22 protein-coding genes and 1 riboswitch are annotated in these 18,632 nt (G+C 61.3%); of the genes, 13 read left to right on the forward strand and 9 right to left on the reverse strand.

The window, feature by feature from the left end; translation table 11 throughout:
- Positions 1–3: 3 nt before the first annotated feature.
- Positions 4–1,056, forward strand: coding sequence for a histidinol-phosphate transaminase (hisC, locus tag BBG20_RS04950; protein WP_065900742.1), 1,053 nt, complete (start codon positions 4–6; stop codon positions 1,054–1,056).
- Positions 1,057–1,186: 130 nt separating this feature from the next.
- Here the strand turns inward: hisC and BBG20_RS04955 are convergent, their stop codons facing one another.
- Both BBG20_RS04955 and upp read right to left on the reverse strand, forming a co-directional pair.
- Entirely contained in the window at positions 1,187–2,461 is a 1,275-nt protein-coding gene (locus tag BBG20_RS04955; protein WP_058422983.1) for a uracil-xanthine permease family protein, read from the reverse strand.
- 2 nt (positions 2,462–2,463) lie between these two features.
- Positions 2,464–3,102 carry a uracil phosphoribosyltransferase gene (upp, locus tag BBG20_RS04960; protein ID WP_024073483.1) on the reverse strand — a complete coding sequence of 213 codons (639 nt, stop codon included), beginning with the start codon at positions 3,100–3,102 and terminating at the stop codon, positions 2,464–2,466.
- A 164-nt stretch (positions 3,103–3,266) separates the two neighbouring features.
- Between upp and BBG20_RS04965 the strand changes: the two genes are divergently transcribed.
- The 4 genes from BBG20_RS04965 to BBG20_RS04980 all read left to right on the forward strand — a co-directional run bounded on the left by BBG20_RS04965 (position 3,267) and on the right by BBG20_RS04980 (position 5,293).
- On the forward strand, positions 3,267–3,824 hold the full coding sequence (locus BBG20_RS04965) for a hypoxanthine-guanine phosphoribosyltransferase (protein ID WP_025856323.1): 558 nt from the start codon (positions 3,267–3,269) through the stop codon (positions 3,822–3,824).
- Between the two features lie 3 nt (positions 3,825–3,827).
- A complete protein-coding gene (locus BBG20_RS04970) occupies positions 3,828–4,295 on the forward strand; it encodes a WbuC family cupin fold metalloprotein (protein WP_065900744.1) in 468 nt (155 codons plus the stop codon).
- A gap of 35 nt (positions 4,296–4,330) precedes the next feature.
- Positions 4,331–4,819, forward strand: coding sequence for a hypothetical protein (locus BBG20_RS04975; RefSeq protein ID WP_065900746.1), 489 nt, complete (start codon positions 4,331–4,333; stop codon positions 4,817–4,819).
- A gap of 186 nt (positions 4,820–5,005) precedes the next feature.
- Positions 5,006–5,293 carry a PA4642 family protein gene (locus tag BBG20_RS04980; RefSeq protein WP_065900748.1) on the forward strand — a complete coding sequence of 96 codons (288 nt, stop codon included), beginning with the start codon at positions 5,006–5,008 and terminating at the stop codon, positions 5,291–5,293.
- Positions 5,294–5,362: 69 nt separating this feature from the next.
- Here the strand turns inward: BBG20_RS04980 and mqo are convergent, their stop codons facing one another.
- Positions 5,363–6,871, reverse strand: coding sequence for a malate dehydrogenase (quinone) (gene mqo / locus BBG20_RS04985; RefSeq protein ID WP_065900751.1), 1,509 nt, complete (start codon positions 6,869–6,871; stop codon positions 5,363–5,365).
- Positions 6,872–7,598: 727 nt separating this feature from the next.
- Positions 7,599–7,832, reverse strand: a complete 234-nt coding sequence (locus BBG20_RS04995) for a hypothetical protein (protein WP_065900757.1) — start codon at positions 7,830–7,832, stop codon at positions 7,599–7,601.
- Positions 7,833–8,026: 194 nt separating this feature from the next.
- On the opposite strand from BBG20_RS04995, the gene BBG20_RS05000 reads away from it, so the two are divergent.
- Positions 8,027–8,611, forward strand: coding sequence for a YajG family lipoprotein (locus tag BBG20_RS05000; RefSeq protein WP_065900759.1), 585 nt, complete (start codon positions 8,027–8,029; stop codon positions 8,609–8,611).
- A gap of 57 nt (positions 8,612–8,668) precedes the next feature.
- On the opposite strand, the gene BBG20_RS05005 is transcribed toward BBG20_RS05000, so the two are convergent.
- The gene (locus tag BBG20_RS05005; protein WP_065900761.1) at positions 8,669–8,878 is read right to left on the reverse strand and encodes a hypothetical protein; all 210 of its coding nucleotides are present in this window, start codon (positions 8,876–8,878) and stop codon (positions 8,669–8,671) included.
- A gap of 184 nt (positions 8,879–9,062) precedes the next feature.
- On the opposite strand from BBG20_RS05005, the gene BBG20_RS05010 reads away from it, so the two are divergent.
- Entirely contained in the window at positions 9,063–9,320 is a 258-nt protein-coding gene (locus BBG20_RS05010) for a hypothetical protein (RefSeq protein WP_065900763.1), read from the forward strand.
- A gap of 156 nt (positions 9,321–9,476) precedes the next feature.
- On the opposite strand, the gene BBG20_RS05015 is transcribed toward BBG20_RS05010, so the two are convergent.
- Positions 9,477–10,640 (reverse strand): 1-acyl-sn-glycerol-3-phosphate acyltransferase, encoded by a 1,164-nt coding sequence (locus tag BBG20_RS05015; protein ID WP_177343919.1) that lies wholly within the window; start codon positions 10,638–10,640, stop codon positions 9,477–9,479.
- A 133-nt stretch (positions 10,641–10,773) separates the two neighbouring features.
- Between BBG20_RS05015 and BBG20_RS31620 the strand changes: the two genes are divergently transcribed.
- From BBG20_RS31620 to BBG20_RS05030, 4 genes are all read left to right on the forward strand, one after another.
- Entirely contained in the window at positions 10,774–10,956 is a 183-nt protein-coding gene (locus tag BBG20_RS31620; protein ID WP_083221335.1) for a CPXCG motif-containing cysteine-rich protein, read from the forward strand.
- Positions 10,957–10,967: 11 nt separating this feature from the next.
- Positions 10,968–11,228 (forward strand): putative signal transducing protein, encoded by a 261-nt coding sequence (locus tag BBG20_RS05020; protein WP_064450739.1) that lies wholly within the window; start codon positions 10,968–10,970, stop codon positions 11,226–11,228.
- A 36-nt stretch (positions 11,229–11,264) separates the two neighbouring features.
- The gene (locus BBG20_RS05025; protein WP_065900768.1) at positions 11,265–11,885 is read left to right on the forward strand and encodes an SOS response-associated peptidase; all 621 of its coding nucleotides are present in this window, start codon (positions 11,265–11,267) and stop codon (positions 11,883–11,885) included.
- A 275-nt stretch (positions 11,886–12,160) separates the two neighbouring features.
- The gene (locus tag BBG20_RS05030; RefSeq protein WP_065900771.1) at positions 12,161–12,979 is read left to right on the forward strand and encodes a M48 family metallopeptidase; all 819 of its coding nucleotides are present in this window, start codon (positions 12,161–12,163) and stop codon (positions 12,977–12,979) included.
- A gap of 93 nt (positions 12,980–13,072) precedes the next feature.
- Here BBG20_RS05030 and BBG20_RS05035 read toward each other — a convergent pair whose 3' ends face one another.
- The 3 genes from BBG20_RS05035 to BBG20_RS05045 form a co-directional block, all read right to left on the reverse strand.
- Complete coding sequence (locus tag BBG20_RS05035; protein ID WP_004372026.1) at positions 13,073–13,657, reverse strand: TMEM165/GDT1 family protein; 585 nt, start codon at positions 13,655–13,657, stop codon at positions 13,073–13,075.
- An 88-nt stretch (positions 13,658–13,745) separates the two neighbouring features.
- Positions 13,746–13,867, reverse strand: a riboswitch (yybP-ykoY riboswitch).
- 50 nt (positions 13,868–13,917) lie between these two features.
- The gene (locus BBG20_RS05040) at positions 13,918–14,916 is read right to left on the reverse strand and encodes a class I SAM-dependent methyltransferase (protein ID WP_065900774.1); all 999 of its coding nucleotides are present in this window, start codon (positions 14,914–14,916) and stop codon (positions 13,918–13,920) included.
- A 30-nt stretch (positions 14,917–14,946) separates the two neighbouring features.
- Positions 14,947–15,912 (reverse strand): 2-hydroxyacid dehydrogenase, encoded by a 966-nt coding sequence (locus tag BBG20_RS05045; RefSeq protein WP_065900777.1) that lies wholly within the window; start codon positions 15,910–15,912, stop codon positions 14,947–14,949.
- 84 nt (positions 15,913–15,996) lie between these two features.
- On the opposite strand from BBG20_RS05045, the gene BBG20_RS05050 reads away from it, so the two are divergent.
- Together BBG20_RS05050 and BBG20_RS05055 are read left to right on the forward strand one after the other, a co-directional pair.
- Positions 15,997–16,629 carry a LysE family translocator gene (locus BBG20_RS05050; RefSeq protein ID WP_025855566.1) on the forward strand — a complete coding sequence of 211 codons (633 nt, stop codon included), beginning with the start codon at positions 15,997–15,999 and terminating at the stop codon, positions 16,627–16,629.
- Between the two features lie 131 nt (positions 16,630–16,760).
- On the forward strand, positions 16,761–18,443 hold the full coding sequence (locus tag BBG20_RS05055; protein WP_065900780.1) for a fatty acid--CoA ligase: 1,683 nt from the start codon (positions 16,761–16,763) through the stop codon (positions 18,441–18,443).
- Positions 18,444–18,632: the final 189 nt, after the last annotated feature.

The raw sequence follows: 18,632 nt of genomic DNA on the forward strand, positions 1-18,632 counted from the left end.
GACATGAGCAAATTCTGGAGCCCCTTCGTCAAGGACCTGGTGCCTTACGTGCCTGGCGAACAGCCCAAGCTGACCAAGCTGGTCAAGCTCAACACCAACGAAAACCCCTACGGCCCGTCGCCCAAGGCGCTCGCCGCGATGCAAGCCGAGTTGAACGACAACCTGCGCCTGTACCCGGACCCCAACAGCGACCTGCTCAAGCAGGCGGTAGCCAAGTATTACGGGATCGACGCCGGCAAGGTGTTCCTTGGCAACGGTTCCGATGAAGTCCTGGCGCACATCTTCCATGGCCTGTTCCAGCACGATCTGCCGCTGCTGTTCCCGGATATCAGCTACAGCTTCTATCCGGTCTACTGCGGCCTTTATGGCATCAAGTCCGCCCCGGTGCCGCTGGACGAGCAGTTCCAGATCCGCGTGTCGGACTACGCCAGGCCCAACGGCGGGATCATCTTCCCCAACCCGAACGCGCCGACCGGCTGCGTGCTGGCGCTGGACGCGGTGGAGCAGATCCTCAAGGCCAGCCCGGACTCGGTGGTGGTGGTCGATGAAGCCTATATCGACTTCGGTGGTGAAACCGCCATCAGCCTGGTGGACCGCTACCCGAACCTGCTGGTGACGCAGACCCTGTCCAAATCGCGCTCACTCGCCGGTTTGCGCGTGGGTCTGGCCGTGGGCCACCCGGACCTGATCGAAGCGCTGGAGCGGGTCAAGAACAGCTTCAACTCCTATCCGCTGGATCGCCTGGCGATTGTCGGCGCGGCGGCGGCGTTCGAGGACCGTGAGTACTTCGAGGCGACCTGCCGATTGGTTGTCGATAGCCGTAACAAGCTGGTCGCTCAATTGGAGGAGAAGGGTTTTGAGGTGTTGCCGTCGGCAGCCAACTTCATCTTTGCGCGTCACCCACGGCACGACGCGGCGGGTCTTGCCGCCAAGGTGCGTGAGCAGGGCGTGATCGTGCGGCACTTCAAGCAGGAGCGGATTGCCCAGTTCCTGCGGATCAGCATCGGTACGCCGGAGCAGAACCAGGCGCTGATTGATGCGTTGGGCGAGCTCTAAGCCACACTGAGGCTTAAAAAAATGTGGGAGCGGGCTTGCTCGCGAAGGCGTTGTATCAGTCACATAGCTGTCGACTGACACTGCGCTTTCGCGAGCAAGCCCGCTCCCACATTTGGTTTTGCGGTGTTAGTTAGATCAACGGCTCATCAGATTTTTTGTTCTTCCAGCCATCGTTGCCCGGCAGCAGCAGGTTCAAGCCAATCGCTACCACCGCACACAGGGCGATGCCCTTGAGGCCGAAATCATCCGGGCCGGTGCCGGTACCGACCAACACCCCGCCAATCCCGAACACCAGGGTCACCGACACAATCACCAGATTGCGCGCCTCACCCAGGTCGATCTTGTGGCGGATCAAGGTGTTCATCCCCACCGCGGCGATCGAGCCGAACAGCAGGCACAGGATCCCGCCCATCACCGGCACCGGGATGCTTTGCAGCAGTGCGCCGAACTTGCCGATAAACGCCAGGCTGATGGCAAAGACCGCCGCCCAGGTCATGATTTTCGGGTTGTAGTTCTTGGTCAGCATCACCGCGCCGGTCACTTCGGCGTACGTGGTGTTCGGCGGACCGCCAAACAGGCCGGCGGCCGTGGTGGCAATCCCGTCACCCAGCAGGGTGCGGTGCAGGCCGGGCTTCTTCAGGTAGTCGCGACCGGTCACGCTGCCCACTGCAATCACACCGCCGATATGTTCGATCGCCGGGGCCAGGGCCACCGGTACTATGAACAGGATCGCCTGCCAGTTGAACTCCGGCGCGGTGAAGTGGGGCAGGGCAAACCAAGGGGCGGCAGCGATTTTTGCCGTGTCGACCACGCCAAAGTAGAACGACATGGCAAACCCCACCAGCACGCCGGAGATGATCGGCACCAGGCGGAAAATGCCTTTGCCGAACACCGCCACGATCAAGGTGGTCAGCAGCGCTGGCATCGAGATCATCATCGCCGTCTGGTAATGGATCAGCTCGGCGCCGTCACCGGCCTTGCCCATCGCCATGTTGGCGGCGATCGGCGCCATGGCCAGGCCGATGGAGATGATCACCGGCCCGATCACCACGGGCGGCAGCAGCCGGTCGATGAAACCGGTGCCCTTGATCTTCACGGCGAGGCCGAGGAAGGTATAAACGAAACCGGCCGCCATCACCCCGCCCATGGTCGCCGCGAGGCCGAACTGGCCCTTGGCGAGAATGATCGGCGTGATAAACGCGAAGCTCGATGCCAGGAATACCGGCACCTGACGCCCTGTGACCACCTGGAACAGCAACGTGCCCAGACCAGCGGTAAACAGTGCGACGTTTGGATCAAGACCTGTGATCAGCGGCATCAACACCAGCGCGCCAAATGCTACGAAGAGCATCTGTGCGCCGGACAGGATCTGGCGCCAAAGCGGGTCGTTGAATTCATCCTGCATGCTCACGCGTCCTTCTGCTTGGTGCCGAAGATCTTGTCACCGGCATCGCCCAGGCCTGGGATGATGTAGCCGTGCTCGTTCAGGCGCTCATCGATGGAGGCGGTGTAGATCTGCACGTCCGGGTGCGCTTTCTCGACGGCAGCGATGCCTTCGGGAGCGGCCACCAGCACCATGGCGCGGATGTCCTTGCAACCGGCCTTTTTCAGCAAGTCGATGGTGGCAACCATGGAGCTGCCAGTGGCGAGCATCGGGTCGATGATCATGGCCAGGCGTTCGTTGATTTCCGGAACGAGTTTTTCCAGGTACGTGTGGGCCTGCAAGGTTTCTTCGTTGCGGGCCACGCCGACGGCGCTGACCTTGGCGCCCGGGATCAGGCTGAGCACGCCTTCGAGCATGCCGATACCGGCGCGCAGGATCGGCACCACGGTAATTTTCTTACCGGCGATTTTCTCCACCTGGACGGGACCGGCCCAACCGGGGATCTCGTAGCTTTCCAGGGGCAAATCCTTGGTGGCTTCGTAAGTGAGCAGCGCTCCGACTTCCTGAGCAAGCTCACGGAAATTCTTCGTGCTAATGTCGGCACGGCGCATAAGGCCGAGTTTGTGTCGGATCAGCGGGTGGCGGATCTCGCGAGTGGGCATGGGAAAGGCTCCGGCGGCGGGCAAAAAAACCGGCCTAGATTAATCTATCCGAGGGTGTTGTCCTATAGACATCAAGTACGTTAGTCCATAAAGGCTTGAACGTTGCGCCTCACATGCGTACCTTTGCCCGCTTTTCTTGCCACAGCACCCCCTTGGAGAGCGCCATGTCCGCTGATCTCGAGCATATCCGTCAAATCATGCGCGAGGCTGACTGCCTGTACACCGAAGCGCAAGTCGAAGAAGCGATCGCCAAGGTCGGCGCACACATCACTCGCGAGATGGCCGACACCAACCCGGTGGTCTTCTGCGTGATGAACGGCGGGCTGATCTTCGCCGGCAAACTGCTCACTCACCTGCAGTTCCCGCTGGAAGCGTCCTACCTGCACGCCACGCGCTATCGCAACGAAACCAGCGGCGGTGACCTGTTCTGGAAAGCCAAGCCGGAAGTCTCGTTCATCGACCGTGACGTGCTGATCATCGACGACATCCTCGACGAAGGTCACACCCTGGGCGCGATCATCGACTTCTGCAAACACGCCGGCGCACGCAAAGTGCACACCGCCGTGCTGATCGACAAAGACCATGACCGCAAGGCCCGCCCGGACCTGAAAGCCGATTACGTCGGCCTGCCATGCATCGACCGTTACATATTCGGTTACGGCATGGACTACAAAGGCTACTGGCGCAATGCCAACGGGATTTTCGCCGTCAAGGGGATGTGATTGATGACCCGCTTTCTGGATCAGACGCTGTTCGCCGAATTGACCGAGAAAGCGGCCGCCAGCCCGCGTGGCCGGCACCATCACAACTTCCATCAGATGGATGAGCCCTGCCATCGCCTGGCCGTGGGCCTGCAGCCCGACACCTATGTGCCGCCGCATCGGCACCTGAGCGCCGACAAGGCGGAAACCCTGCTGGTGCTCCAGGGCAGCCTGGGCCTGCTGGTGTTCAGCGACACCGGTGAAGTCATTGCCAAGCGTGTGATGCAGGCGGGCAGCGCGTGTGCCGGTGTCGACCTGCCGCCAGGGGTGTTCCACGGCTTGGTGGTGCTGGCACCGGATACAGTGATGTTCGAGTGCAAAGCCGGGCCTTATCGGCCGGTGGGCGAGGGCGAATCAGCCAGTTGGGCGCCCCGCGAGGGCGATGTCGGCGTGGTCGAGTATCAGCGCTGGATGCTTGCCCAGTTCGATTGAGCTACAGTGCTGGGCCATCTCCCATGGAGCGGCCCATGAGCCTGTTGATACGCACCTGCGCCGCCCTGGCGCTGACCCTCAGTTTGCCCCTGGCCGCCGCGCCTGCGCCGATGCACAGTCAGTTCCTGCCGTCGGACGACCTTACCCTGCGCGCCGAGACGCCCGACCAGCAGCAGTTGCTGCAAGTCACTGAATACGCGGTGGTGGTCGGCAACCAGCGTCAATCCAACCAGCAACCGATCCCGGTGACTTCGCCGCTGATGATCCGCCTCAAAGGCAAGCCCCTGAACAAGGGCGCGACCATCGCCCAGGTGGTGCTCAACTTCGACGCCGAAAGCAAAAGCCTGAAAAAGCCGGCATACGACGACAAGAGCAAAACCTTGACCTTGTCCTACCCGGTGGCCCAGTACCGCGTGATCGTCGACCTGCTGCGCAATGACACGGTGTATGTGCAATTCCTCAGTTATGCCAATGGGCATATCTGGGCGGACTTGCACACCGGTGTCGTTCGTTCCAGGCAGTGACAGCGCTGCAGAACACATGTGGGAGCTGGCTTGCCTGCGATGGTATCGCTTCGGTTGTACTGACAGGCCGAGTTGGCTGCATCGCAGGCAAGCCAGCTCCCACATTGAACGTGTGTTGCTTCCGCAGCGTGTGCCCCGCAGGTAAACTGCGTTTCCCGTGTAAATGTCTGCAGGCTGGAGTCGGTAATGCGTAAAGATAAGAAACAGGTGATTGGTGACGAGATCGGCGACGATCAGATCAAGTTGTTCCTGGACTTCGAGCCGGTCGACGCGACTTCACCGTCCCTGCACAAGCTGATCAAGGCTTACCGTGGCCTGCGTATCGACGATTTCGAACGGTTCCTGGGCTTTTTCAAGGAAGCCGGCCTGGACCTGGACGGCAAGGACGAGCATGGCCAGACCTTTGTCGACCTGATCAAGGACCAGCGCAACGCCGCCGAGTACATCGAGCTGATCGATAACGCCCGCAGCTGATTATCCCGGCCATAAAAAAACGCCCCGTTCTCAGGCCGAGAGCGGGGCGTTTTTTATTGCAGCACGGCCTTAAGCGTAGCTTTCGGCTTCGTTGCTTTGCTCAACGAGTTCCAGGCTGATGTTGTTCTGCGCGTTGATCTTGCGATACAGCTCGGCATCGGTCTCCAGGACCTTTTCGCGAGCCGGGAAGATCTCGTGCAGCTTGGTTGCCCACTCGCCTGCAGCCTTCTGTGGGAAGCAGCGCTCGATCAGTTCCAGCATGATCGACACGGTCACCGAAGCGCCAGGGGAGGCGCCCAGCAGTGCCGCCAGGGAACCGTCCTTGGCCGCCACCAGCTCGGTGCCAAATTGCAGCACGCCGCCTTTTTTCGGGTCTTTCTTGATGATCTGCACCCGTTGGCCGGCCACTTCCAGGCGCCAGTCCTCGGCTTTCGCTTCAGGGTAGAAGCGGCGCAGGGATTCCAGGCGCTGCTCCATGGACTGGCGCACTTCGCTGACCAGGTACTTGGTCAGGTCCATGTTGTCGCGGGCCACGGCGAGCATCGGGCCGATGTTGCCGGCACGGATCGACAGAGGCAGGTCGAGGAACGAGCCGTGCTTGAGGAACTTGGTGGTGAACCCGGCGTATGGCCCGAACAGCAGGGACTTCTTGCCATCGACCACGCGGGTGTCCAGGTGCGGCACGGACATCGGCGGCGAACCCACGGCGGCCTGGCTATAGACCTTGGCCTGGTGGTGCTTGACCACTTCCGGGTTGTCGCAACGCAGCCACTGGCCACTGACCGGGAAACCGCCAAAACCTTTGCTTTCTTCGATGCCCGAGGCTTGCAGCAACGGCAGGGCCGCACCACCGGCGCCGAGGAACACGAACTTGGCGTCCACCTCGCGGCTGTTGCCGCTGTTGACGTCCTTGATGCTCACGGTCCAGCCGGCGCCGTTGCGCTTGAGGCCGGTCACGCGCTTGCTGTACTTGACCTGGGCATCCGGCGAACTGGTGAGGTGGCTGAGCAGCTGGTTGGTCAGGGCGCCGAAGTTGACGTCGGTGCCGTTCATCACGCGGGTGGCAGCGATTTTTTCATCGAGCGGGCGGCCCGGCATCATCAACGGCATCCACTCGGCCATCTCGTTGCGGTCTTCGGTGTAGTGCATGTCCGAGAACGCGTGGTGCTGGCTGAGGGATTCAAAGCGTTTCTTGAGGAACGACACGCCTTTTTCGCCCTGCACGAAGCTCAGGTGCGGGACTGGGCTGATAAAGGACTTGGACGAGCCAAAGGTGCCCTTTTTGGTCAGGTACGCCCAGAACTGCTTCGAGACCTCGAACTGGGTGTTGATGTGCACGGCTTTCTTGATGTCGATGGAGCCATCGGCGGCCTGCGGCGTGTAATTCAGCTCACACAGGCCGGCGTGGCCGGTACCGGCGTTGTTCCACGGGTTGGAACTCTCCGCGGCACCCGAATCCATCAGCTCAACGACTTCCAGCTTGAGGCCGGGGTCGAGCTCTTTGAGCAATACGGCCAGGGTGGCACTCATGATGCCGGCCCCTACCAGTACTACGTCGACTGCTTCGTTATGCGCCATTTAACGCGTCTCCAAAATCTGCAGCACCAAATTGACGGCATGGCTGCCAGGAGTGACGGGGCGGTTCACGTGTTGCCCCAGGTTACCCATGGCCAGGATCGCCATGTCCGATTCGCAATTCTTTGCAATTTCAGCGCACGCTTCCTGCCGGCTAATCTGCCTATGAACGCATTCATGGGCGCCTGTGGCAATTCGACTTATGGTCAAAGCGTGCGATTCGTGCAACCAATCCGTAACGGACAGGCTCAAGCTCCGGTTGTTGAGGAGTACTCGGTCCTGTGTGGTTGGGCTGTTCCAGACGCTGATGGTGCTTGTACAAACGCCAAACTATTCATTTGCTCGCCACACTCTTGTGAAGTTGTGAAAACCCGTTTTTTTCACGCTCTTTTGAAGACGTGAACCTCAAAAAAGGGCTGCCCCAGCCTGGCACCTGGCCCGCACAACCTTTGCCGAGACGCGGCAAGACGGGCAAACAACTCAAGTGGCCGAGCGCAATGGCAGCTCTGGCAGATTCGGTAAAGAGGGGTGGTTTGCAAAGAAAACAGCAAGCGCGCCAGCTTCACTCGATCTGTGTGGGCGGCTCTCTGTGGGCGATTCTTGAGGTTACTGCCGAGGCAATAACGATGCTGCGAGGCCCGATCAGGAGACGTCCTTATAATCGGGGGGAGATTGTAGCGAAGAACGCCAAGGAAATGGGCGTGTTTTATGACTTTTATTAGGACTTCGGTCAGGCGGCCAACGGCTGGTGGCGGGGCGACCGCGCGGGGCGTGGGCTGACGCGTGCGCTGGCCGGCAATGGGTGGTGCATCCAGCTCAGGCGAATCTCTTCGATTTCTACCCAGCCTTCGCCGACCGGAGGCTGGTGGCACTCTTTAAAGGCCTGGCAGCGACCTTGCACATCGAGCAGGGCGAACTGGCGAAGGGCGGGTTTGCGGGTAAACAGAGACCAGAGAAAATGCATGGCGATCAACCTCCTGAGATTGGGGCCAAGCATGCCCGCGTGGGATGACGAGCCCATGTAACGGCTGTGACATCTGGGTTACAACGAACCGCGATCTCGGCTACAGGTCACAGGTTGTAACTGGCGCTAGTTCCGCGCAGTGGCGCCCCGCTATACTGCCGGCCTGTCGGTACCTGATTTCTGGAGAGAAGAGCATGTTGCAACGCCTGTTGTTCGGTTTGATCACTGTGACCAGCTTGACCCTGGTTGGCTGCGCCAACAGCCCGCAACAACTGAGCCCTGAGCCGAAAATCACCACGCAACTGGCCCCGGTGGGCCATGGCCAGCCGGTGTCGGTGCGGGTCGTGGATGGTCGTCCGTCGCCAACCCTGGGTTCCCGTGGTGGCCTGTACCCTGAAACCGCCCTGGTGTCGGTGAACGGTCAGGACGTGTTGCCCAAGCTGCAGGCCCAGGCCGAAGCTGCCGTGCGTTTGCTGGGTTTCACCCCGGCCAACTCGCCGGGCGCGCCTCAGCTGACCATTACCCTGGCCGAGCTGAAGTACCAGTCGCCCAAGGAAGGCCTGTACGTGACTGAAGCCTCGATTGGCGCGACGTTCAAGTCCGACGTCACTGCCGGCACGCGTCGCTACAGCGGCCGCTACGGCGCTTCGCTCAACCAGCGTTTCGGCATGGCGCCGAACCAGGAAACCAACACCAAGCTGGTCAGCGACGTGCTGAGTGATGCCTTGACTCGCCTGTTCAAGGATCCAAGCATCGGTTCATTGCTCAGCTCGCAATAACCGCTTACTAAAAAAGCCGGGCTCAGCGATGAGCCCGGCTTTTTTTCGCCTTCAGTTTCATGCGGCGGTGTCGATACAGAAATCCAGCAGGCTCACCCCCGTCAACCCATCGGCCTCCGGCAGGTCCGCATGCTGATGCCCGCCCAGGGCGCAATACACCAGCCAATGGCGGTCCTGGACGTTGAACGCCAGGCCGCCGATCAGCGCCTCTTGCTCATCGCTGGGGGCGATCAGATACAACCGATCCTGGTTTTGCGCGTGCAGCATGACAAGCTCCCGAACGTTCGAAGGGCAACAGAGTGGCCTGTTAAGGTGACGTTCAGGTGACGCTGTAAATTACTGGATACATTAGCCGTTCATGGGGGAGGGAGCATTTTCGGGCGCTGGAGGCCACTATCGTTTAGGTTTGTATCTGAATTGATACCAAGACACTGTATTCCTGAGGTTTGCGATGGCGCTGCCCGCACTATTGATCAACGCTGTGGCTTTATTGGTGGCCTGCCCTGGGGCGGCCCTGCTGTTTTTTACCCGCCTGCGCGAACAGCGCGCGATGGCCGACCTGGCCGCGCAAAGCGAAGACCGCGCGATCGACCAACCGATGTTGTTTCTGGATGTGCGCACCGAACGGGCGCATCGACTGGCTTACCGCGTCGGGTTCGCCTGCCTGGGGTTGGCACTGGCCATCTCGTGGCTGAGCACCCACCTCTGAAAAACCGCTGAACAAATGTGGGAGCGAGCTTGCGTGGGAGCTGGCTTGCCTGCGATAGCATCACCTCAGTGCGACTGATACACCGAGGTGTCTGCATCGCGGGCATGCACGGCTCCTATACAAGCCCGCTTCTACACAAGCGGGTTCGTACAGCGGTTACAGTGGAATTCCCGCCTTGACCCGATATTGATTGCGCACCGGTGTTGCATATTGCACCACCAGGAACGGCCGGTGCTCGGCCGGGCATTCGTTCAGGCGCCGCTCCCATTCAGCCTTGGCCTTGGCCAGTTCGTCCGCCGGGAACACCTCGGCCGCCGTCGGCACCTGCAATTGCGGGTCGGCGTCACTCCATTGCTGATACGCCAGGTAGTGCACCGGGAACAGCCGGTAACCGCCGAGAATCTGCCGGTCCATTTCTACCGCCAGCAGCTTGGTGTCTTCGAAGCGCTCGGTGATCGGTGGCGCGAAGTTGATGTGCACCCGGCCCTTGTAGCCGGTGATACCCAAGGCAATGCTCACGTCATCTTCGCCCGGCGCCTTGGTGTAGGTGCCGGTGGTGGCGCGGATATACAGCTCGCGGGCCTTGGCCGCGTCGCATGGGTCGTACTCGTAGCTGATGGACACCGGCGTCAGGTTCAGCGACTGGATGACCTCGGCAAACGGCTCGTCCTTGCGGCTGACGTGGAACATCTTGAGGATCGCCGACTCGGTGCGATCATCCCCATCCTTGGCGCGGCCTTCGGCCTGGGCGATCCAGATGGACTGGCAGTCGTTGCGGATCGAATGGTTGATGTAGGCCGACAGCAGGTTATACGCCGCCATCTTCTCCTTTCGCCCGGTGATCGAGCGGTGCACGATAAAACTCTTGTTCAAGCGCATCAGGTCGCTGACAAACGGCTTTTGCAGCAGGTTGTCGCCGATGGCGATGCGCGGCGTCGGCAGGCCGGCGTGGTACACGGCGTAGTTGACGAAAGCCGGGTCCATCACGATATCGCGGTGGTTGGCCAGGAACAGGTAGGCGATGCCGGACTTGAGCTGCTCGACGCCGGTATAGGTCACGCCGTCGGTCGCCCGGTCGATGGTGTGATCGACGTAGTACTCGACTTTGTCCTGCAGCGTGGCCACGGTAGTGACGCCGGCAAACTCACGGCGCAATTTGCGGGCGATCATCGGCTTGAGCAGCCAGCCCAGGGCGCCGGCAAAGCGCGGGAAGCGGAAGTGGGTCAGGATGTCCAGAAAGGCCTTGTCACTGAACAGTCGGGCCAGCACTGCCGGGACTTCGCTGTCGTTGTAAGGTCGGATGGTATCGAATTCGCCCATCATGCTCTCTTGTTAGAAACGGCTAGGGTAAGTACAGGAAATACCAGGGGGCGGCCGGAGTAATGGGCTCGGCCGAACGATAACCCTGTAAATAGACCGGCGATTATACGCACAAGTCACCTTGGAGGCTGCGATGCTGGAAACCGCGACGTACGATTGTCCTTATTGTGGTGAAGTGGTCGATACAACGGTGGATTTATCGGGTGGCGATCAGACCTATATAGAAGACTGCCAGGTGTGCTGCCGGCCAATTACCTTCGTTCTTCAGGTCCATGATGAAGAATGGATGCTTGAAACCCGTAGCGAAAATGAATAGCGGGGGCGCCCATGCAGCGAATCTACGAACCGGAAAACCTGATGGAAGGCGAGCTGCTGCAACAGATGCTCGCCAGCGAGGGTATCGAAGCGCATCTGGTGGGCCGCCATTTGCTCGGCGGCACCGGCGAGCTGCCGATCTTCGGCCTGCTGGGGCTGGAGGTGGACAACGATCAGGCCGCCTACGCCCGCGAGCTGATTACCGCCTACATCGGCGCGCAACCGCTGCCCGGCGATGAACCCGACAGCTTCCCCGACGTGCTGGTCTGTTAGGCTGTCGGTCGGTTTACCCAAGAGTCGTGTTGCCCCATGTGTGGACGTTATGCCCTGTTTCGCTGGAACCCCACCTTTGCTGCCTTGCCGGGCTTTCCGGCGGACCAGCAGGCCCAGTGGAACATCTCTCCGAACGATTCGGTGCTGATCCAGCGCCAGAGCGAAGGCCAGCGCACCCTGGCTCGCGCCCGCTGGGGCCTGACGCCGCCGTGGCTGACGGACCTGTCCCGCACGCCGGCTCATGCCCGCGCTGAAACCCTGGCCGAACAACCGATGTTTCGCGAAGCGTTTCGCCAGCGCCGTTGCCTGCTGCCCGCCAATGGTTTCTACGAATGGCGCGGTACCCAGCGCAAACGCCCCTATTGGCTGACGCCGGGGGAGGGCTCCACGTTGTTTTTTGCCGCGATCTGGGAGGCCTACCCGGTGCAGGAGCAGGTGTGGCTGAGCACGGCGGTAGTGACGCAAGCCGCGCAGAGTCAGCGACGACCATTGATCCTGGACGCTGCCGGGCAGGCCGCCTGGCTGGATCCGGAGACCCCACTGCATGTGCTGCAAGGCCTGCTGGCCAGTGAGCCCGTCGCGTTGCGCGAGCGGGTCCTGGCCAATATGGTCAATGATCCCAAGCTCAACGGGCCGGAGTGCCTGACCCCGGCCTGAGTCTGGGGTTTATGGGGTGTAGGTGCGGGCCTCATCGCAGGCAAGCCAGCTCCCACATTTGGAACTGTGAGTACACTCCGATGTGAGCGCTGGCTTGCCTGCGACAGGGCCCTCGAGACCGCCGAAAGCTCAACCTTGAACGGATGGATCCGCGGCGCCGCCGCAGTAAGGGCGTGTGGGATGTATCCGAAAATGAGTGGTTAAACGTCTGTTGTATCTGGCGTCGATACACACGAGCGCCTACGATACGCGCCATGTTTTCAGGGAGAGCGTTTATGAAGAAATCATTGGCGGTAAGTGTGTTGGCGGCAGCGGTGTTGCTGGCCGGGTGCCAGTCGGTCAATACCACCAGCGGCGGCGCCGTTGGGGTAGAGCGCAAGCAATACATGTTCAGCATGCTGTCGAGCCAGGAAGTCGACCAGATGTATGCCCAGTCCTACCAGCAGACCCTGGGCGAAGCCAGTGGCAAAGGCCTGGTGGACAAGACCAGCGCCAACGCCAAGCGCGTGCAGGCGATCGCCAACCGCTTGATCGCCCAGGCGCCCACGTTCCGCCCCGATGCGGCGCAGTGGAAGTGGGAAGTGAACCTGATCAAAAGTGATGAGATGAACGCCAACTGCGGGCCTGGCGGCAAGATTTTCGTGTACAGCGCGTTGATCGATAACCTCAAGCTCACCGATGACGAACTGGCCGCGGTGATGGGTCATGAAATCGCCCACGCCTTGCGTGAACATGGCCGCGAAGCCATGTCCAAGGCCTACGGGATCGAGATGGCGAAGCAGGGCGCCGGCGCGTTGTTCGGCCTGGGCCAGGACAGCCTGGCACTCGCGGACACGGTGGCCAACTACGGCATGACCTTGCCCAACAGCCGCAGCAATGAAAACGAAGCGGACCTGATCGGCCTGGAGCTGGCGGCGCGTGCTGGCTACAACCCGAACGCCGCCATCACGCTGTGGAACAAAATGGCCAAGGCTTCCGAAGGCGCGCCACCGGAGTTCATGAGTACTCACCCGGCGTCCGACAGCCGAATCGCCTCGTTGCAGGCGGCAATTCCGAAGGTGATGCCGCTGTACCAGCAAGCCAAGAAATCTTGATTAAACACTGAGCCCTTGTAGGGGCTCGGCCTGCCGGCGATGGCGTCCTGAGGATCGCAATCGCCGTCAAGCCGGACTCCTGCAGGTGGTGTGCTAGATCCAGCCGCTGCTTTGCATGGCCTTGTACACCGCCACGATCGCCAGGATGAAAAACGCCGTGGCGGCCAGTCGGCGGATCAAGGTCAGCGGCAGTTTCTCTGCAGCAAAATTCCCCGCCAGAACCACCGGTACGTTGGCAATCAACATGCCCAGCGTGGTGCCGATAATCACCAGCCACAGCTCCGGGTATTGCGCCGCCAGCATCACCGTGGCGATCTGCGTCTTGTCACCGATTTCTGCGAGGAAAAACGCGATCAGCGTGGTCAGGAATGGCCCGAACTTGCGCGTGGTGCTGGCTTCGTCATCGTCGAGTTTGTCCGGTACCAGGGTCCACAACGCCGTGGCGCAGAAGCTCGCCGCGAGTATCCAGTGCAACACTGCATCCGAGAAGAAACTGCCAAACCAGGCCCCCACGGCACCGGCGGCCGCATGGTTGGCCAGGGTCGCGGCGACGATGCCGGCGATGATCGGCCAGGGCTTGCGAAAGCGAGCGGCGAGAATGAGCGCGAGCAGTTGCGTCTTGTCGCCGATTTCGGCCAAGGCAACGATTGCGGTAGGAACGAGTAGTGAATCCAGCATCAGGTAAGTTTCCAGGGGCGGGTCGACACGGCTATGACACGTACAGCCTTCCCGCCCCGGGTAAGGTGTGCGTGTCATAGGTCTTGTCAAACCCCGGTCCGTCTGTGCGGACTCCTGGGTCGCATACGCCATGGCCTGTTGACCAAGTATGTTGACGTATGCCGGACGAGCGTGGCGCTCGTGGGAGACTACTCCCCTAGGACGGAGCGGATTCTGCCTAGGCAAAACCCATTCGGCAAGCCTTCTTTTTCAAATTGCCATTAGCCGCGCTTGGCACGATAAATGCGAAAACCATTGCCTTCGGCCTTGATCGCACACACGCCCAGATGCTCCTCGATCAGCGGCTGGTACTTCAGGAAGCTATTCGCGACCAAGCGCAGTTCGCCGCCTTTTGCCAGATGTTTGGCAGCTTTTCGCAGCAGGTTCTCAGTCGCGAAATAATCGGTATGCACGCCGACATGGAACGGCGGATTGCTCAGGATCGCGTTCAAACCCATCGGCGCGGCATCGATGCCGTCACCGGTCAACACCTCGGCTTCCAGGCCATTGGCAGCCAGGGTCAGACGGCTGCTGGCGGCGGCAAAGGCATCCACATCCAGCATCGTCACGGTGTTGTGCGGGTAGCGACGTTTTACCGCAGCCCCGAGCACGCCGGCGCCGCAACCGAAGTCGAGCAAATGGCCGCTCGGCAACTTATCCAAATGCTCCAGCAACAGCTCGGTACCGCGGTCCAGGCGACCGTGGCTGAACACGCCGGGCAGGCTCACGACCTTGAGCGGCCCTTCGGCCAGCGGGACGTCGAAGACCTGCGCGAGGCTTTGCAGGTCGACCGCCTGCGGCGCGTTGGCCACCGTAACCTGCCACAGCTGGCAATGGCGCGCGTTGTCGAGCTTGCGCGGTTTGCCAAAGGGGATCAGCTGTTTGGCGGCGCTTTCGATGCCGCCTTTTTTCTCGCCGACCAGAAACAGCTCGGCGCCGGGCAGTCGCGCGGCCACGGCGTTGAGCAGGTAGTCGGTGAGGTCCTTGGACTTGGGCAGGAAGATCACCGCCGCATCAAACGTACGCTCGGGCACCGTCACGCCGAACTGGCTGCGCGCGGGGAAACGCGCGTCGAGCGCTGCCTGGTCGCCGGCATGCCAGCTCCAGCCGTGGGCGTTGGGCAGGCGACCCAGCAGGTCGTCGGCAGGCAAACCTACCAGCAGCAGGTTGCCTTGAAAAAGTTCGGCCTGACGAAGCAGTACTTCACTGCGCGGATCCATGGTCTGCTCCTTTAAAAGGGGCGCAGTTTATCAACTCACAACGCGCAGCGGGGCGCCGCTGAAAAAGCCCCGGGCGTTTTCCGTCAGTTGCCCGACGATGCGCTGGCGCGCCTCGCGACTGCCCCAGGCATTGTGCGGGGTGACAATCAGACGAGGGATATCACCGGCCAGCAGCGGGTTGCCGTTGACCGGCGGTTCCACGCTCAATACGTCGGTCGCCGCGCCACCCAGGTGACCGCTGCGCAACGCGTCTGCCAGGGCCTGCTCGTTGATCAAGCCACCGCGCGCGGTGTTGACGATGAACGCGCCGGGCTTGAGCAGCGCCAGTTCGCGTGCGCCGATAAAGTCGCGGGTGTGCTCGTTGAGCGGGCAGTGCAGGGTCAGCGCGTCGACCTGCGCCAGTAATTCATCCAGCGGCACGCGGTCGGCGCGGGCAGGGCGGCCCGGGATCGCGCCGAGCAGCACGCGCATGCCAAAGGCTTCGGCCAGGCGTGCGACCGCGCTGCCCAGCTCGCCATGGCCCAGCAGGCCGAGGGTTTTGCCTTCCAGCTCGACAATCGGGTAGTCCAGCAGGCAGAACTGCTTGGCTTGCTGCCATTTGCCGGCGGCCACGTCTCGCTGATAGTCCTTCAAGCGCGTCGCCAGATTGAGCAGCAACATGATCGTGTGTTGTGCCACCGACGGCGTGCCGTAGCCCTGGCAGTTACTCACGGTGATGCCATGCGCGCGGGCGGCCTCGAGGTCGACGTTGTTGGTGCCGGTGGCCGACACCAGGATCAGCTTGAGTTGCGGGCACGCCGCCAGGGTTTCGGTGCTCAGCGCGATTTTGTTGCTGATCACCACGTCGGCGCCCTGCAGGCGCTCGACCACGTTCTGGGGCGTGGTGTCGGTGAACAACTGCAACTCGCTGAAGGTGTTGCGCAACTCACTGAGGTCAAGGTCCCCTAGGTCCAGGGACGGGTGATCAAGGAAGACGGCGCGGCGATTGTTCGTCATCAACTGTACCTTTTGCGACTGAGTTCGAAGGCGTAATCTGCCGAGCCTATCAGATGAAATAATCAGTTACTTAATGGAGTGAGTATGTACGTCGCCGAGTTTTTGACCGTGGCCTTGATTCACTTGTTGGCGGTGGCCAGCCCTGGCCCGGATTTCGCCGTGGTGGTGCGCGAAAGTGTTACCCACGGCCGTCGCGCCGGCACCTGGACCGCGCTGGGGGTGGGCTCGGCGATTTTCCTGCACGTGGGGTATTCGCTGCTCGGTATCGGTTTGATCGTGTCCCAGTCCATCGTGCTGTTCAACGCGCTCAAGTGGGCGGCGGCGGCCTACCTGTTGTACATCGGTTTCAAGGCCCTGCGCGCGCAGCCGGCCAAGCCTGCCGCCGAGGGCGAGTTGCACCGTGAAGCCGGTGAGCGCACCCCGCGCGGCGCGTTTACCGCAGGTTTCGTGACCAATGGCTTGAACCCCAAGGCCACGCTGTTCTTCCTCTCGCTGTTCACCGTCGTCATCAACCCGCACACGCCGCTGGCGATCCAGGCCGGTTACGGCGTGTACCTGGCGGTAGCGACGGCGCTGTGGTTCTGCCTGGTGGCCATGCTGTTCAGCCAGCAGCGCGTGCGCGCAGGTTTTGCGCGGATGGGGCACTGGTTCGATCGGACCATGGGCGCGGTGTTGATTGCGATTGGGGTGAAGCTGGCATTCACCAGCATGAAATAAGCTGAATGCTGGCGCAAAGCTAGCATTCATTGGGGTCTGCAAATCATTCCTTTGGCTGATTTGGCTGAAACATAAGGTCTCTAAAGTGCAGGCCTACAAGCCAAGACCGTGCAGTCATTAAAGGGATTCTTATGTTGCAGACCCGTGTTATCCCGCCCGCCGAAGGCGCTTACCAGTACCCGCTGTTGATCAAGCGCCTGTTGATGTCCGGTACCCGATACGAGAAGACCCGGGAGATCGTCTACCGCGACAAACTGCGCTACACCTACCCGACCCTGACCGAACGGGTTGCCCGCCTGGCCAACGTATTGACCGAGGCCGGGGTCAAGGCCGGTGACACCGTGGCGGTGATGGACTGGGACAGCCACCGTTACCTGGAATGCATGTTCGCCATCCCGATGATCGGCGCGGTGATCCACACCATCAACGTGCGGCTGTCGCCGGAACAGATTCTCTACACCATGAACCACGCCGAGGACCGCTTCGTGCTGGTCAACAGCGAGTTCGTGGGGCTCTACCAGGCTATCGCCTCGCAGCTCACTACCGTCGACAAAACCTTGCTGCTCACCGACGGCGACGCTAAAACCGCCGAGTTGCCCCACCTGGTCGGCGAGTACGAAACCCTGCTGGCGGCCGCCAGCCCGAAGTACGATTTCCAGGATTTCGACGAAAATTCCGTCGCCACTACCTTCTACACCACCGGTACCACCGGTAACCCTAAAGGCGTGTACTTCACCCATCGCCAGTTGGTGCTGCACACGATTGGCGTGGCGACCATCATGGGCAGCGTCGACAGCGTGCGCCTGCTCGGCACCAACGACGTGTACATGCCGATCACGCCGATGTTCCACGTGCATGCCTGGGGCTTGCCGTACGTGGCGACCATGCTCGGCCTGAAACAGGTCTATCCCGGCCGCTACGACCCCGAATACCTGGTGGAGTTGTGGCGCAAGGAAAAGGTCACTTTCTCCCACTGCGTGCCGACCATCCTGCAGATGCTGCTCAACGCCAAGGCTGCCCAGGGCGTGGATTTTGCTGGCTGGAAAATCGTCATCGGCGGCAGCGCCCTCAACCGTTCGCTGTATGAAGCGTCCAAGGCACGCGGGATTCAACTGACCGCCGCGTACGGCATGTCCGAGACCGGCCCGCTGGTGTCCTGCGCCCACCTCAACGAAGAGCTGATGGCGGGCACCGAGGACGAGCGCACCACGTATCGCATCAAGGCCGGCGTACCCGGGCCGTTGGTGGAGGCGGCGATAATCGACGGCGACGGGAATTTCCTGCCGGCCGATGGCGAGTCCCAGGGCGAGTTGGTGCTGCGCGCGCCGTGGCTCTCCGAGGGCTATTTCAACGAGCCGCAAAAGGGCGCCGAGCTGTGGGCGGGTGGCTGGATGCACACGGGCGACGTGGCCACGCTGGATGCCTTCGGCGTGATCGATATCCGCGACCGCATCAAGGACGTGATCAAGACTGGGGGCGAGTGGATCTCTTCCCTGGCCCTCGAAGACCTGGTCAGCCGGCACCCGGCGGTACGCGAAGTAGCGGTGGTGGGCATCGCCGACCCGCAGTGGGGCGAGCGCCCGTTTGCATTGCTGGTGGTGCGTGATGGCCATGTGATAGGGGCCCGTGAACTCAAGGAACACCTCAAGCCGTTCGTGGAACTGGGCCATTTGAGCAAGTGGGCGATTCCGAACCAGATCGCCGTTGTTACGGAAATTCCCAAGACCAGTGTCGGCAAACTCGACAAAAAACGTATCCGCATCGACATCATTGAATGGCAGGCGAACAACAGTACGTTCCTGTCCACCCTCTGAGCCGCTTGGCCGTGCCCAAAAGGCACGGCAATGCTCTATCTCGCGCCTTCACTTGTGATTTGCCAATTTTCAGCCATCCTTGCCGCGTCGGCCCTCGCCGACATGGCGAAAGGGTTGTGGCAGACGGGTTGGTGATGCAAATCACACTTTAGAGGGATCAAGCGCTACCCCCTGCTGGCTATAGTCCCT

Origin of the sequence: Pseudomonas aylmerensis (genome assembly GCF_001702265.1) — a bacterium.
Taxonomy (GTDB): domain Bacteria; phylum Pseudomonadota; class Gammaproteobacteria; order Pseudomonadales; family Pseudomonadaceae; genus Aquipseudomonas; species Aquipseudomonas aylmerensis.

What these genes read in the sequence shown, in the direction of transcription:
- hisC (WP_065900742.1), top strand. Translation starts at nt 4, where the DNA reads ATGAGCAAATTCTGGAGCCCCTTCGTCAAGGACCTGGTGCCTTACGTG.
- BBG20_RS04955 (WP_058422983.1), bottom strand. Translation starts at nt 2,461, where the DNA reads ATGCAGGATGAATTCAACGACCCGCTTTGGCGCCAGATCCTGTCCGGC.
- upp (WP_024073483.1), bottom strand. Translation starts at nt 3,102, where the DNA reads ATGCCCACTCGCGAGATCCGCCACCCGCTGATCCGACACAAACTCGGC.
- BBG20_RS04965 (WP_025856323.1), top strand. Translation starts at nt 3,267, where the DNA reads ATGTCCGCTGATCTCGAGCATATCCGTCAAATCATGCGCGAGGCTGAC.
- BBG20_RS04970 (WP_065900744.1), top strand. Translation starts at nt 3,828, where the DNA reads ATGACCCGCTTTCTGGATCAGACGCTGTTCGCCGAATTGACCGAGAAA.
- BBG20_RS04975 (WP_065900746.1), top strand. Translation starts at nt 4,331, where the DNA reads ATGAGCCTGTTGATACGCACCTGCGCCGCCCTGGCGCTGACCCTCAGT.
- BBG20_RS04980 (WP_065900748.1), top strand. Translation starts at nt 5,006, where the DNA reads ATGCGTAAAGATAAGAAACAGGTGATTGGTGACGAGATCGGCGACGAT.
- mqo (WP_065900751.1), bottom strand. Translation starts at nt 6,871, where the DNA reads ATGGCGCATAACGAAGCAGTCGACGTAGTACTGGTAGGGGCCGGCATC.
- BBG20_RS04995 (WP_065900757.1), bottom strand. Translation starts at nt 7,832, where the DNA reads ATGCATTTTCTCTGGTCTCTGTTTACCCGCAAACCCGCCCTTCGCCAG.
- BBG20_RS05000 (WP_065900759.1), top strand. Translation starts at nt 8,027, where the DNA reads ATGTTGCAACGCCTGTTGTTCGGTTTGATCACTGTGACCAGCTTGACC.
- BBG20_RS05005 (WP_065900761.1), bottom strand. Translation starts at nt 8,878, where the DNA reads ATGCTGCACGCGCAAAACCAGGATCGGTTGTATCTGATCGCCCCCAGC.
- BBG20_RS05010 (WP_065900763.1), top strand. Translation starts at nt 9,063, where the DNA reads ATGGCGCTGCCCGCACTATTGATCAACGCTGTGGCTTTATTGGTGGCC.
- BBG20_RS05015 (WP_177343919.1), bottom strand. Translation starts at nt 10,640, where the DNA reads ATGGGCGAATTCGATACCATCCGACCTTACAACGACAGCGAAGTCCCG.
- BBG20_RS31620 (WP_083221335.1), top strand. Translation starts at nt 10,774, where the DNA reads ATGCTGGAAACCGCGACGTACGATTGTCCTTATTGTGGTGAAGTGGTC.
- BBG20_RS05020 (WP_064450739.1), top strand. Translation starts at nt 10,968, where the DNA reads ATGCAGCGAATCTACGAACCGGAAAACCTGATGGAAGGCGAGCTGCTG.
- BBG20_RS05025 (WP_065900768.1), top strand. Translation starts at nt 11,265, where the DNA reads ATGTGTGGACGTTATGCCCTGTTTCGCTGGAACCCCACCTTTGCTGCC.
- BBG20_RS05030 (WP_065900771.1), top strand. Translation starts at nt 12,161, where the DNA reads ATGAAGAAATCATTGGCGGTAAGTGTGTTGGCGGCAGCGGTGTTGCTG.
- BBG20_RS05035 (WP_004372026.1), bottom strand. Translation starts at nt 13,657, where the DNA reads ATGCTGGATTCACTACTCGTTCCTACCGCAATCGTTGCCTTGGCCGAA.
- BBG20_RS05040 (WP_065900774.1), bottom strand. Translation starts at nt 14,916, where the DNA reads ATGGATCCGCGCAGTGAAGTACTGCTTCGTCAGGCCGAACTTTTTCAA.
- BBG20_RS05045 (WP_065900777.1), bottom strand. Translation starts at nt 15,912, where the DNA reads ATGACGAACAATCGCCGCGCCGTCTTCCTTGATCACCCGTCCCTGGAC.
- BBG20_RS05050 (WP_025855566.1), top strand. Translation starts at nt 15,997, where the DNA reads ATGTACGTCGCCGAGTTTTTGACCGTGGCCTTGATTCACTTGTTGGCG.
- BBG20_RS05055 (WP_065900780.1), top strand. Translation starts at nt 16,761, where the DNA reads ATGTTGCAGACCCGTGTTATCCCGCCCGCCGAAGGCGCTTACCAGTAC.